General features: G+C 52.6%; 9 protein-coding genes and 2 pseudogenes. 6 read left to right on the forward strand and 5 right to left on the reverse strand.

Going from position 1 to position 13,511, the window contains the following annotated elements:
- Positions 1-105 precede the first annotated feature (105 nt).
- Positions 106-1,082 (forward strand): annotated as a pseudogene (cofG, locus tag BRW62_RS15060) (7,8-didemethyl-8-hydroxy-5-deazariboflavin synthase subunit CofG).
- Here the strand turns inward: cofG and BRW62_RS03470 are convergent.
- On the reverse strand, positions 1,066-2,742 hold the full coding sequence (locus BRW62_RS03470) for a mechanosensitive ion channel family protein (RefSeq protein WP_099798287.1): 1,677 nt from the start codon (positions 2,740-2,742) through the stop codon (positions 1,066-1,068). The pseudogene cofG and the gene BRW62_RS03470 sit on opposite strands and share 17 nt — an antisense overlap.
- Positions 2,743-2,841: 99 nt before the next feature.
- Between BRW62_RS03470 and ahcY the strand changes: the two genes are divergently transcribed.
- The 4 genes from ahcY (at position 2,842) to BRW62_RS03490 (ending at position 6,595) form a co-directional block, all read left to right on the forward strand.
- Positions 2,842-4,131: an adenosylhomocysteinase gene (gene ahcY / locus BRW62_RS03475; RefSeq protein ID WP_099798288.1), complete on the forward strand. Its 1,290-nt coding sequence runs from the start codon at positions 2,842-2,844 to the stop codon at positions 4,129-4,131.
- 117 nt (positions 4,132-4,248) lie between these two features.
- Positions 4,249-4,809 (forward strand): glutathione S-transferase family protein, encoded by a 561-nt coding sequence (locus tag BRW62_RS03480; protein ID WP_099798289.1) that lies wholly within the window; start codon positions 4,249-4,251, stop codon positions 4,807-4,809.
- Positions 4,806-5,264, forward strand: coding sequence for a DUF3531 family protein (locus BRW62_RS03485; RefSeq protein ID WP_099798290.1), 459 nt, complete (start codon positions 4,806-4,808; stop codon positions 5,262-5,264). The genes BRW62_RS03480 and BRW62_RS03485 overlap by 4 nt, the downstream gene beginning before the upstream one ends.
- Positions 5,255-6,595, forward strand: a complete 1,341-nt coding sequence (locus BRW62_RS03490; RefSeq protein WP_099798291.1) for a 16S rRNA (cytosine(967)-C(5))-methyltransferase — start codon at positions 5,255-5,257, stop codon at positions 6,593-6,595. Before BRW62_RS03485 ends, BRW62_RS03490 begins: the two co-directional genes overlap by 10 nt.
- On the opposite strand, the gene BRW62_RS03495 is transcribed toward BRW62_RS03490, so the two are convergent.
- The 3 genes and pseudogenes from BRW62_RS03495 to lysS form a co-directional block, all read right to left on the reverse strand.
- Entirely contained in the window at positions 6,555-7,391 is an 837-nt protein-coding gene (locus BRW62_RS03495) for a CPBP family intramembrane glutamic endopeptidase (protein WP_227517550.1), read from the reverse strand. The genes BRW62_RS03490 and BRW62_RS03495 overlap by 41 nt on opposite strands.
- Positions 7,375-7,656 carry an ATP-dependent Clp protease adapter ClpS gene (gene clpS / locus BRW62_RS03500; RefSeq protein ID WP_099798293.1) on the reverse strand — a complete coding sequence of 94 codons (282 nt, stop codon included), beginning with the start codon at positions 7,654-7,656 and terminating at the stop codon, positions 7,375-7,377. Before clpS ends, BRW62_RS03495 begins: the two co-directional genes overlap by 17 nt.
- A gap of 77 nt (positions 7,657-7,733) precedes the next feature.
- Positions 7,734-9,235 (reverse strand): annotated as a pseudogene (gene lysS, locus BRW62_RS15065) (lysine--tRNA ligase).
- A gap of 133 nt (positions 9,236-9,368) precedes the next feature.
- Between lysS and ppk1 the strand changes: the two are divergent.
- Positions 9,369-11,579 (forward strand): polyphosphate kinase 1, encoded by a 2,211-nt coding sequence (gene ppk1, locus BRW62_RS03510; protein ID WP_198406144.1) that lies wholly within the window; start codon positions 9,369-9,371, stop codon positions 11,577-11,579.
- On the opposite strand, the gene BRW62_RS03515 is transcribed toward ppk1, so the two are convergent.
- Positions 11,576-13,402: an ABC transporter ATP-binding protein gene (locus BRW62_RS03515; protein WP_099798295.1), complete on the reverse strand. Its 1,827-nt coding sequence runs from the start codon at positions 13,400-13,402 to the stop codon at positions 11,576-11,578. The two genes, ppk1 and BRW62_RS03515, sit on opposite strands and share 4 nt — an antisense overlap.
- Positions 13,403-13,511 lie beyond the last annotated feature (109 nt).

Consider the following 13,511-nt stretch of genomic DNA (forward strand, 5'->3'; position numbering starts at 1 on the left):
TTGATCACCTTGCTCAACGACAACCCGTTTAACGAAGATTTCATTATCGTGGAGATTACTCTACTCGTTAAGCTACAGTCACGTCCAAACCAGTGAACTGGTGCTATGCCCTACTCCCGGATTACCTATAGTCCTGCGTTTACCCTTGTGCCTACCTATGAATGTTTTAATCGTTGCACCTACTGCAACTTTCGCCGTGATATTGGTACGAGCGGCTGGTTGAGTCTGGCGGCAGCGGCGGATCAGTTGGCGCGCTTGAGTCCGCATCACGTCTGTGAAATCCTCATTCTCAGTGGCGAAGTTGCCCCCAATAGTCCACAGCGCAGCAAGTGGGTGCAGCATCTTTACGATTTAGCTGCGCTGGCCCTAGACTATGGCTTTTTGCCCCATACCAATGCCGGGCCTTTAACTCGTGCGGAAATGGGCTATCTAAAGCAAGTGAATGTCTCCATGGGGTTAATGTTGGAGCAACTCACCCCAAACTGCTACAAACGGTGCATCGCCACGCTCCTAGTAAGGTTCCTGAATTGCGCTATGCCCAACTAGAGCAGGCGGGGGAGCTTGGCATTCCCTTTACAACAGGCGTACTGCTGGGCATTGGTGAAGATCCTGAGGATTCGCAGGACTCCCTTGCTGCGATTGCTAAGTGTCATCAGCGCTGGGGTCACATTCAAGAGGTGATTTTGCAACCCCATCGCCCTGGCCAGCAGCAGCAGGAGGCCTTGCCCTCCTTTGATGTCGCTCAACTACCGCAGGTGGTTCAATGGGCGCGATCGCTCCTGCCTGAGGATATTACCCTGCAAATTCCTGCCAACTTAGTCACCCATCCTGAGGTGTTGCGAGCCTGTTTAGCATTTGGTGCACGGGATTTAGGGGGGATTGTCCCCCTTGATCATGTGAATCCAGACTATCCCCACAGGGATTTAGGGGCGCTCAAAGCACAGCTTCGGGGATGGGGCTGGCAGCTAGTTCCGCGCTTACCGATTTACCCCCAATATATTCCTTGGCTTTCACCCGATCTCCAAGCACGGGTGAGAGAGGCACAAGAGCGATTCGACCTCTCACCTACTTTGGTAGGGTGACCCGAAAGCCCGGGGGCTGGTAGTCATCCCCAAGGTAATTGCTGGGCATGGTACTGGTGTTGCCATCCCGTAGGGCTAAATAGCTGGGGGACATAATCTCGATTCCCGCTTCGTTACAGACATCTTGCAAGTGTTCGTGGAGTTCTGAGAGGATCCACGGCACCCGCGGCCAATCTTGGGTATAGACGTTGAGTTGATAGCTGATGTGAAAGTCGTTGAGGGCGGTTTGCCAGACAAAGGGAGCCGGATCAGCTAAAATACCAGTGGTGCGCCGCCCCGCCTCAATCATCGCCGCATAGACATCGCGCCAGGGAACATCATAGCCAAGGGTAATGGTGGTTTGCAAAATCAAGGGGCGGTCTAGCTCGCGAATGGCTACGGATAGGTTGGTGACGTTGCTATTGAGCAGCGAGGAGTTGGGAATCGTAACAACTTGGTTGTTGGGGCGACAGACACGGGTCACGAGCAAGGTTTTTTGGATAACAATTCCTTGAACATCGCCAATTTGAATCAGGTCTCCCTGCTGGAAGGCGCGAGTGTAAATGAGGATCACGCCCCCGACCACGTTGGCGATCGCCGAGGTGGAACCCAACGAAAATAGAATCCCTAAGAAGACAGAAATGCCCCGAAATGCCGGAGAGTCGAACCCCGGCAAGTAGGGGAACACCACCACCGCCGCCATGGCCACAATTAAAATCAGCAGCAGGTTATAGGTAGGTTTCGCCCAGTCGGTATAAAACCCAGGAATGACCAAGCGGTCTGTTTCAATGGCGTAGAAAATGGCGCGAACGCCCTTGAGGATGTAATAGGTGATGGTAATAATGACGGCGATCGCTACCAAATTTGGCAAATAGTTACCAATCCCGGTGAATACCAGTTCCAGAGAAAACAGAAAATGATTGAGAAAATTTTGGCCAAAGGCACGGGTCCACGGAAATAAGTTAAAAACAAACGTTAGGTAAAGGTAGAGAATAAACAATAACAAAAAAAGCCGTGTGAATTGGAGAGCGCGCAGCAGCCATGTTTGAATCGCTTCTGTAGAAATAATTTCAAAATTTTGCAGCCGCAGGGTCGGGATGCGCTGCGCCCCCCAGCGAGTGATGGGCTGAAATATCTTTGCCGATACGCGAATAATCACTGAGCACACAATCAGTGTGAGAAGGGTTGAGAGCACGGCATACACGATGTTTTGCAGCAGGCGTTGCGGCGCTCGATCCTGACGGTACTGCCCAATGACCTCCCGGATGCGCTGGGCCAGCTCTGCCGCCGCCGCCTCTTGGCTAATTAAGCGCTCGCCAGCATCGTCAGCCGTTACCGTTAACAGCGGGCGATCGCCTTGGACAACGGCCACCTCGCGGCGATCGCCAATTTTTTTGATCGTGATGCTCTCTAGGGGAATCTCATCCTGCTCTGCCACCTGCAAAATTCGCCTGCGGATTGCTTCTGCCCGCTCTTGGGCACTAAAAGACCCCAGACCATGGCGAACCTCAACAATGACCTCGCCATCAATCGTCACCGGATAGCCTTCCGCCTCAGGAGATGGTGCCGTGGTCGTTGCAGTGGGTTGGGCAATACTTGGTAACTGTGCCTGAGCGACCACTAGGACAAGGGCAAGACACAGACACAGCAAAAAATTCAGGGACAGCAGACGCTTAGCCATAGACATTCTAGGTTGAGGCTCGGTTGAGGGACTATCCACCTATGATGCACAACTGTTGCGTATAATGAGTAGCCGTAACCTGTCTTAAGGCATTGCAGCATGGTCTCTTCCGCGGTCAATCCTGAAACCACCGTTCGTCACGACGTTAAAGATTTGAGCTTAGCCCCCTTGGGGCAACAACGGATTGAGTGGGCTGGACGGGAGATGCCAGTGCTGCGGCAAATTCGCGATCGCTTTGCCCAAGAGCAGCCCCTCGCTGGCATTCGCTTGGCCGCTTGTTGCCACGTCACCACCGAAACCGCTAACTTGGCGATCGCCCTCAAAGCCGGTGGTGCTGACGCAGTCCTGATTGCCAGCAACCCCCTGTCCACCCAGGATGATGTTGCTGCTAGTTTAGTGACTCACTACGGCATTCCCGTATTTGCCAAAAAGGGGGAAGACACAGACACCTACCGACGCCACGTCAACATTGCCTTGGATCACAAACCCAACATCATTATTGATGATGGCTGTGATGTGGTCGCAACCCTTGTCAAAGAACGGCAGTCGCAGCTAGCGGATATTATTGGCACCACCGAAGAAACCACCACTGGTATTGTCCGTCTCAAGGCCATGTTTCGTGAGGGGGTGCTGACCTTTCCCGCCATTAACGTCAACGATGCCGACACCAAGCACTTCTTTGACAACCGCTATGGCACCGGCCAGTCCACCCTCGATGGCATTATTCGGGCAACCAATATTCTGCTGGCTGGCAAAACCATCGTCGTCGCCGGTTACGGCTGGTGTGGCAAGGGAACTGCACTGCGGGCACGGGGGATGGGTGCCAATGTGATCGTGACCGAAATTGATCCGGTTCGTGCCATTGAAGCGGTCATGGATGGATTCCGGGTGATGCCCATGCTGGAAGCCGCTCCCCAAGGCGATATTTTCATCACCGTGACGGGGAATAAACACGTGATCCGCGCTGAGCACTTTGCGGTAATGAAGGATGGGGCGATGGTGGCCAACTCCGGTCACTTCGATATTGAAATTGATCTGGCAACCCTCAAAACCTTGGCTAAAGAGGTGCGGGTTGTCCGCAATTTTACCGAAGAGTACGTGCTCCCCAGTGGCAAATCCATCATTGTTTTGGGGGAAGGGCGGCTTATTAACCTAGCGGCGGCAGAAGGCCACCCCGCCAGTGTCATGGATATGAGCTTTGCCAACCAAGCCCTTGGCTGTGAGTACTTAGTAAAACATCAAGGGCAGCTTGCGGCCGGGATTCACGCCATTCCTACGGAAGTGGATCAGGAAATTGCCCGCCTTAAACTGCAGGCCATGGGAATTACGATGGATACGCTGACCCCTGAGCAGATTGAGTATATGAACTCTTGGACCACTGGTACCTAGAGGTTACCTGCAGACCCAATAGTTCGCTGAGTCCTTCGCGCTCTCATCAATAGGGATGCAGATCGCCGATAATAGCAATCAGCTGCTTCCGTTGCAATGAGTTCACACCAATCGCCTATGCTAAAGCTCTATGGTGGTGCTAAGTCCCGCGCTTCAATTGTGCGCTGGTATCTAGAAGAAATTGGCCTCCCCTATGAATTTGTGCTGCTGGATCTGCAAGCAGGGGAGCATCGCCAGCCTGAGTTCCTGAAACTAAACCCAATGGGTAAAGTGCCCGTCATTGTGGATGGGGATCTGGTGCTGTGGGAATCGGGAGCTATTTTGCTATACCTCGCCCAAACCCACGGTCAACTGCCGTCGGATGCCGCAACGGCGGCTAAGGTCTATCAGTGGGTTCTGTTTGCCAACTCTACCCTCTCTCAGGCCATGTTTCCGCCGGAAAATCGCGATCGCCAACTCCCTAGCCTCTTAGCTGGGTTAGACGCAACACTGCAGGGGAACACGTATATTTTGGGGGCTGACTTTTCCGTTGCCGATGTGGCTCTAGGGTCAATCTTGGCCTACTTACAAATGCTGTTTCAAGTTGATTTGAGTCCTTATCCTGCGGTTGAAGGCTACACAGAGCGCTTACGCAGCCGCCCTGCGTTTCAGAAAGGCCTCTTGGGGGCAAATGCATGAATGTGATCTTTCGGGAAATTGATCCCTTTGATCTGTGGATCTGGGTCGAGTTTGTTGACCCTCCCACCACCATTGAGCAGCAATACCTTGAAGAAGTCTTTAATTCATGGTTTTTTTTAGGAAAGTTGGGCGGCTTCAATGCCGAGAACCTGCAAGTCCAGGAAACAGGGTTAGACCTCAGCTACCTTGAGTACAATCCCCTGCAAGCGGATAGCTCTCTTATGGCGGTAATGCACAATATGGGAGAGTTTGAGTACAATGGGCGTTGGGCGCGCTGCTGGTTTGATCTGGGCACCAGTGATGCCCTAGCCCTAGATATTCTCATTAATGCCCTGAGCCAGTTTAGTGAGGACTATGTGGCCATTGCCAATTTAGTGATTGGTGGTGATCATCCAGAATGGCCGATCGCCAGTAGTGAACAGCGAGAGGCGATCCAACAGTCGGCGTGGAACTAATTGCCCGTCATCTTGCCTTCAACGCACTCGATGCCATTGCCAAGGGGGCCTATGCCGATGTGGCCTTAGACAGGGTATTGCATACCTGCGATCTACAGGCCAGCGATCGCGCCCTTGTCACCGAGTTAGTCTATGGAACGGTACGGCGGCAGCGCACCTTAGATACCCTCATTGCGGGCTTTTGTCGTCAAGCGCCTCCCCTGCGCCTGCAATTAATTCTGCGCCTAGGCCTCTATCAACTGCGGTACCTCGATCACATTCCAGCCCACGCAGCGGTGGATACCAGTGTGCGTCTGGCAAAGGTGGTGGGCTTGGGCGGGTTGGCCGCGCTGGTGAATGGGGTGCTGCGCCGCTATCTGCGTGCTGAGGGTGATCCGCTCACGTCGATGATTGCAGGGTTGCCCCACGTCTCACAACTGGGCTGTTACTATAGTTTCCCCGATGAGCTGATTGAAGGCTGGTTAGACCTAGTGGGACTTGAGGAGTGCCAAGCGCTCTGCGACTGGTTTAACCGCCCGCCCCGCCTCGATTTACGGCTCAATCCCCTACGGGGCGATCGCCAGCATTTAATCCAGTTATTTGCTGAGGCGGGCTATGACCTGAGGGCTATTCCCACGCTACCCCAAGGGCTGACGCTGAACCACTGTGGCGCACCCATGGCGACATTGCCCTACTTTGAGGCGGGGTATTGGTCGGTTCAAGATCGCGCAGCGCAGTGGGTGGCACATTTGTTGGATCCCCAGCCTGGGGAGGTTGTCATTGATGCCTGTGCTGCTCCGGGGGGTAAAACAACCCATATCGCTGAGCTAATGCGCAATCAAGGCCGGGTGATTGCCTGCGATCGCACCCCCAGCCGCCTGCGCAGACTGCGTCAAAATCGCGATCGCCTTGGTTTAAGCTGTATTGAGATTCACACCGTCGATAGTGCCACGGCTCCAGACTTCAGGGGCGTAGGCGATCGTGTGCTGCTGGATGTTCCCTGCTCTGGCACCGGAACGCTGCACCGCCATGCCGATGCCCGCTGGCACCCCTTAGGCAAACGATTAGCCAGCCTTGTTCCCCTGCAAGCCCAACTCCTCAGCAATGTCTGCCAGTGGGTCAAACCGAACGGTGTGCTGGTGTATGCCACCTGTAGCTTAGAGCCGGCGGAAAATGAAGCCCAGATTCAGCACTTCCTGCGCCTGCACCCCCAGTGGCGCATCGATCCTCCCCCTGCACCCCTAGAGCAATGGGCGGATCCCCAAGGGTGGATCACCGTCTGGCCGCAGCGTCAAGACATGGATGGTTTTTTTATGGTGCGGTTGCGGCGCGATAACCAAGGAGAAGTGTGACAATCCCTAATAGGCTCACCCCCATAACACCGGCGATCGGATTACCACCAATACCCGTCAGCCACTCTGGCGCAACCCCAGTATAGGTAACCAACTCCCCCACCTTGACCCCAAAATAGGCCCAGACCAACCCGCCGTGGAACCCCATGGGAAAGCCCAAGCGGCGGCCAAAGACCCATTTTCCCAAACCTAAACTTAAACCCAATATCACTAAACCAAAAAAGCGTGGCCAGGTGGCGCGAATCACCTCCGGTGGGTGAAGATAGTGCAGCACCGCAAAGATCAAACCATTGAGGCCGAGGGCAAACCAAGGCTGATACTCTAGCTCTAGCTCCTGTAAGAGCCACCCTCGAAACAGCAACTCTTCGGCAAAACCCACACCAATTCCGGTAGCCAAGCCCTCCACTAGCAATAGCCCAAAGCGATCCGGCGTGCCGTGCCACTGCACCCAGCCCAACTGCCCTTCAACGAAGAACAACAGCACTACCAACCCCACAGCCAACAGCCATCCTACAAGGGCATCGCGGCCAAATAGCCAGCCCCCCTGCAACCCATAGAACCCTAGGGGCGATCGCTGCTGGTGAACTCGCTGCCCCCAAACCCGCAGCAAAGCGATAAAAATGAGGTACAGCAGCCCCATATTGACAAAGCTAGCAGTGCCACCGTCCCCCCACAGAAAAAAAATGCTCAGGCCAATGGGTAGCCAAAGCAAAACCAGTGTTACGGCAAAACTCAACAGACGAACCCAGAGCGGGCGGCGGATCATCTGCCGCCAAGCATTATTCAGTCGGTTCAATGGTGCTCGTCAATCCTGCCATTTTCAGGCCTTCACAATAGAATTCAGCGTGCTCAAGGGCACAGGTAATGACCAAAGCAACCCCAGTCATGTGAGCCTCCATCATAATGTCCACCGCCTGTGGTTGTGTCAAACTGGGCACCGTTTTCAGCAACACCTCGACAACGTACTCCATCGAGTTCACATCATCATTGTGCAGCAGCACACGATAGCGGGGTGCCAACTTACGAACGGTTGCTGGTTTTTCAATGGTTTGCACTGACATTGTTCGCCATGCCTCCATTCTGGGTGGGCATCAATCGGTAAATATGCTTAAGATTTTAGCAAATCTTGCCCAGCCGTCTATTCAGGGCGCAATAACGGAAAGGCAATCACATCGCGGATACTGGGGGAGTCGGTTAGCAGCATCACCAATCGATCAATGCCAATCCCTAACCCACCGGTGGGTGGCATACCGTGCTCTAAAGCCGTTAAAAAGTCGTCATCCACGCTGTGGGCTTCGAGATCCCCTGCCGCTTTCCGTGCCGCTTGCGCCTCCAGCCGTTGCCGTTGATCTAGCGGATCCGTCAGCTCAGAAAAGCTGTTGGCGTGCTCACGTCCCACAATAAACAGTTCAAACCGCTCCACTAGCCCCGGTTTATGGCGATGGGGTTTGGCTAAGGGGGAAATTTCCACGGGATAGTCAAGGACAAAGGTGGGCTGAATTAAGGTGGGTTCAACAGCTTGCTCAAACACTTCGTTCAGCACACGGCCAATGGTATCGCACCTGTCTAGGTCGCTGATTCCCACCTGCTGGGCGGCAGCTTTGGCCTGCTCCAGTTCGCCAAACTGCTGAAAATCTAGCCCTGTAACCTTTGCCACGATCTCGTGCATCGTCACCCGCTGCCAAGGAGGGGTCAGGTCAATGGTCTCCCCTTGATAGTTTAGGATGAGGGTGCCAAGAACCTGCTGAGCCGCAGTGGTAATAATGGCTTCAGTTAAAGCCATCATGTCGGTGTAGTCGGCGTAGGCTTGATATACCTCAATCGAGGTAAATTCAGGATTATGCTTTGTGGAAATCCCTTCATTGCGAAAGATGCGCCCTAGTTCAAAGACCTTTTCAAACCCTCCCACGATCAACCGCTTAAGATGAAGCTCTGTGGCAATCCGCAGGTACAGCGGCATCTCTAAGGTGTTGTGATAGGTGATGAAAGGGCGGGCTTCGGCCCTCCTGCCTCTGCTTGGAGGACAGGGGTTTCAATTTCAATAAACCCTTGCTCGTTCAGATACTGGCGGATGGCAGCCGTGATCAGGGCGCGTTTGCGAAAGGTGTCTCGCACATGGGGATTGACAATTAAATCGACATAGCGCTGCCGATAGCGTTTTTCAACATCCGTGAGGCCATGCCATTTGTCAGGCAGGGGCAACAATGCTTTGGTCAGGAGGCTGTAGTCCTCAACCACCACCGATAGCTCCCCTTTTTCTGTGCGTTTGAGGGTGCCCACCGCACCGAGAATGTCGCCAACGTCGGTGAGCTGTTTAAGATCTGAGAAGGCTGTCTCTCCCATGGCGGCACTGATGGTCTGCTTGTCGAGGTAAAGCTGAATGGTGCCACTCTCATCTTGGAGGGTAAAAAACGCCAGCTTACCAAACACCCGCCGTGCCATGATGCGGCCTGCCACACTGACGCGATCGCCCACGGCATCCCCTGCGGTGAGATTGGCGTATTTTTTTTGGAGCATAGCTGCCGTATGGGTGCGCTCCCAGCGATAGGCGTAGGGGTTCATCCCCCGCTGCTGGAGTGTGGCAGCTTTTTCAATTCGCGTTGCCCGAATTTCTGCCCCCGTTGCCCCTACCTCAGCCATACTTTTAACGATTCTCCACGATTAGCAAACCTTAACCTTATCATTGTACGCTCTGAGAAAAATCAGAACCGGTCAGCACAGGGGATCGAGTACAGTGGATGCTAGTGCAACAGAAGAACTGGAACAGACTATTATGACCTCGGCTAAGTCCAGTCGCCGCAAAGCTTCGGAACCCATTGATCTAAATGACCCACAGTACTATTTCAACCGTTCCCTCAGTTGGTTGGAGTTTAACAAGCGAGTGCTGCATGAGGCCTACGATCCGCGAACACCGCTCCTGGAGCGGCTGAAGTTCATGGCGATTTTTAGTACCAACCTCGATGAATTTTTTATGGTGCGGGTGGCCGGTCTGCAACAACAGGTAGAAAGTGGCATCCTCCAAGGTGGTGCCGATGGCATGCCGCCCGCAGAGCAGTTACAGGCTGTGCGGCAATATCTTATCCCCATTGTGACTGAGCAGCACCGCTATTTCGACCAAGAATTGCGATCGCTCCTTGCCAAGGAAGCAATTTTTCTCAATCGTTTTCAGGAGCTAGAGCCGGAGCAGCAAAGCTACCTCAACCATTACTTTCAGGCGCAAGTGTTTCCAGTGCTCACTCCCCTAGCCGTGGATCCGGCTCACCCGTTCCCCTATATTTCCAGCTTGAGCCTTAACTTGGCCGTCTTGATTCGAGATCCTGATTCTGGCCAAGAGCGATTAGCCCGGGTTAAGGTGCCCAACCGTTTTCCTCGCTTTATTCCCTTGCCGCAACACCTGCACAGCTCCGAAGCCACCCATTGGGTTGGGGTGCCCCTTGAAGACATCATTGCCCACAACCTGAATGCGCTATTTCCCGGCATGGACATTCAGTCTTACTTTGTCTTTCGCATTACCCGCAGTGCTGACCTTGAACTGGAAACAGATAAGGCCGATGATCTGCTGATTGCGATCGAGCAGGAAATTCGCAAACGCCGGTTTGGTTCTGTAGTTCGCCTTGAAGTCCAGCGGGGGATTCCGCCACTGCTAAAGCAAACCCTGATGGAGGAAATGGATCTCGAAGAGATTGATGTTTATGAATTAGATGGGCTGTTGTGCCTCAACGATCTGTTTGCCTTTATGGCACTGCCATTGCCGCAATGTAAGGATGTGGAGTGGCATCCTCAAGTGCCGCCTAGTTTTCAGCGGGTGGATGAGCGGGAGTCTTTATTTGACACCACCAGTGAAATTACGACCTTGGGCACCGATTATTGGGAAGCAACGGCAAATGAGTTATTTGGCTTAATCCGCGAGCGCGATTTGATGGTGCACCACCCCTACCACTCGTTTACGGCAACAGTGCAGCGGTTTATTACCCTAGCCGCTCACGACCCGCAAGTGTTAGCCATTAAGATGACCCTCTACCGCACGTCCGGCGACTCTCCCATTGTCAGTGCCCTGATTAAAGCGGCGGAAAATGGTAAACAGGTGGCGGTACTGGTGGAACTCAAAGCTCGCTTTGACGAGGAGAACAATATTCTCTGGGCGCGAAAGCTAGAAAAAGTGGGTGTGCATGTGGTGTATGGGGTACCCGGCCTAAAGACCCATACCAAGACGGTGTTGGTGGTGCGTCAAGAAGCAGGGCAAATTCGCCGTTACGTTCACATTGGTACGGGCAATTACAACCCCAAGACCGCTGGTCTTTATGAGGATTTAGGGTTATTTTCCTGTCGCCCAGAATTGGGCGCAGACCTCACGGAACTGTTTAACGTCTTGACGGGCTACTCGCGGCAGCGGCACTATCGGAAACTATTGGTGGCACCGGTGACCATGCGGGAACGGATGCTAGCACTCATCCACCGCGAAACGGAGCACTGCCGTAATGGCCGCCCAGGGCGGATTATTGCCAAAATGAATGCGATTACAGATACCCAACTCATCCGTGCGCTGTACGAAGCTTCGCAAGCGGGAGTAGAAATTGATTTGATTATTCGGGGGATGTGCTGCTTGCGCCCTGGGGTGCCGGGAGTGAGCGATCGCGTGCGGGTGATTAGTATTATTGGTCGCTTTCTCGAGCACTCGCGAATTTTCTATTTTGGCAACAACGGTCAGCCAGAGTACTTTATCGGCAGTGCTGACTGGCGATCGCGCAACTTAGATCGGCGAGTGGAGGCGATCGCACCGATTATAGAGCCACGTATTCAGCAGGAACTGCAAGAGCTACTGGAAATTATGCTTGCTGATAATCGCCAAGCTTGGGAGCTGCAACCCGATGGCAGCTACCGGCAACGCCACCCCAAAGACGGGGAGCCAGAACGAGGCACGCACGCCGTGTTGATGGCGCGTACCTTAAAGGAACTGCAAGCGAATGATTGCCATCTGCCTTAAGCAGACGGGGGCGTTTCATACCCTTTTGCCATAGCGCGGAACTCAGGACTATGCTCTATTAATTCTGTGTAGGTTCCTGTGGCTGCTACTTTGCCATTTGCCATCAAGTAGAGGCGATCGCAATTCATTACCGTACTGAGGCGGTGGGCAATCATAATAATCGTTTTTTCACCACTGAGGGCTTGAATCGCATCCATCACCCCCGCTTCGGTTTGGTTATCCAGCGCTGCGGTTGCTTCATCCATAATCAACACGCCTGGATTGTGATACAGTGCCCGCGCAATGCCAATGCGCTGGCGTTGCCCCCCTGAAAGCCGCACCCCGCGCTCCCCAACAATCGTATCCAACCCCTCTGGCAAACCCGCGACAAAGGTCGATAGCTGTGCGGCGTGAACCGCTGCTAGGAGCGCCTCCTCGTCAATCGTAGTATCCGGCAGACCAAAGGCAATATTGCGGCGTAGCGTATCATCCGAAAGGTAAATACTTTGGGGAATATAGCCAATCTGCCGCTGCCACTGACTAAGGTTGGTATAGATACTCACCCCATCAACGCGAATATCCCCGTGGGAGGGGGTTAGGAGTCCTAAAATAACATCAACAATCGTTGTCTTACCGGCACCAGAAGACCCCACAAAGCCAATCATCTCTCCCTGTTTAATCGTTAAGGAGACCCCCTCTAAAGCAGGTCGTTGAGTATTGGGGTAAGAATAGTAAATATCAAGAAGTTCGAGGCGATCGCGAAAAGGCTGAGGAGGACTATGACTAGACGCTAGAGCTGGTGTGCTAAACGTACGCGCCTCCAGAATATCGTCATAGACAACATCCACCGCAGCAGCGTAAAAAATAGCCGTGTTCAAGCTGCTCATCAGGCGAGTTGCCGAAGGCATCAGCCGGAATGCCGCCGCCGCAAAGAGAGAAATCAGCGGCAACACTTGAGCCATTGATCCGTGCTGCACTAAGGTCAAGACAATAATCAGAATAATAGTAATTACAGCGAGAGTTTCAAAGTAAGAACGAGGCAGTTGGCTAATAAAGTTCAAGAAGAAATTAGCTTTGCGATCTTCAATGAGATTCTCTTCATAAACATCAAGAAATAATTTCTCTCGTCCAAGAATTTTGACTTCCTTAATGCCACCCAAGGCTTGGCTAATGGCTTGAACCACATGTTGTTCGTAGTGAACCCGTTTAGCTCCTAGATTCCTCAAAGCTCTTTGAAATACCTTGAAAAATAGATAGGTTAATAGGGCTAAAGCAGCGATGACAATGATAGCAATAAATGGATTTGCAAGAATGATGACACTAAAGATGGCTAAAACAATTAGAAATTCTGAAATGATGACTAAAATCGGTAATAGATATTGGTTGAAGACATTGTTGGTTTCTGTTTTTGCATTTTGGATAAGCTTCGCAGTATTATTTTGCAGATGAAAGGTATAAGGCTTAAACAAATAACTCCGAAGTAGTAATACGGAAAACTTCCGCTGCTTTTCGTTTAAGAACTTAAATTGAATATAGTTGCTGCCAGCAATAAATAGATTTTTGAAAATATACAGAGCACCAAAGGCCAAACTGAGGGTTAACAACCACTCATATTCTTCGCCTTGGGTCAGAGGGGTGTTGTTTTGCCGCCAAAACAGAATCTCGTTTAAGCGTTCCGGCTTTTCAATAATGGCAATAAAGGGCAGAACCAAGCCTACGCCTACTGCTTCCCAAATGCTGCCCATGAGCATTAAAACGCCAATGCCCACCAGTTGCCAGCGATCGCCGCGATCGAGTAATCGCCAAATTTTACCTAGGGCGCGTAGTGCCGGATGTCTAAGCATTGAGCCGCTTGGCCTAACAAAACAACGTACTGATTCTAAGATACTGCGTGCCTTAAAGCCATCGACACTCTTAACGTGCTGAGCAGAGGACACTGCTACACTAGGGGAC

The sequence above is a fragment of the Thermostichus lividus PCC 6715 genome, assembly GCF_002754935.1.
In the GTDB taxonomy this organism is placed as follows: Bacteria; Cyanobacteriota; Cyanobacteriia; order Thermosynechococcales; family Thermosynechococcaceae; genus Thermosynechococcus; species Thermosynechococcus lividus.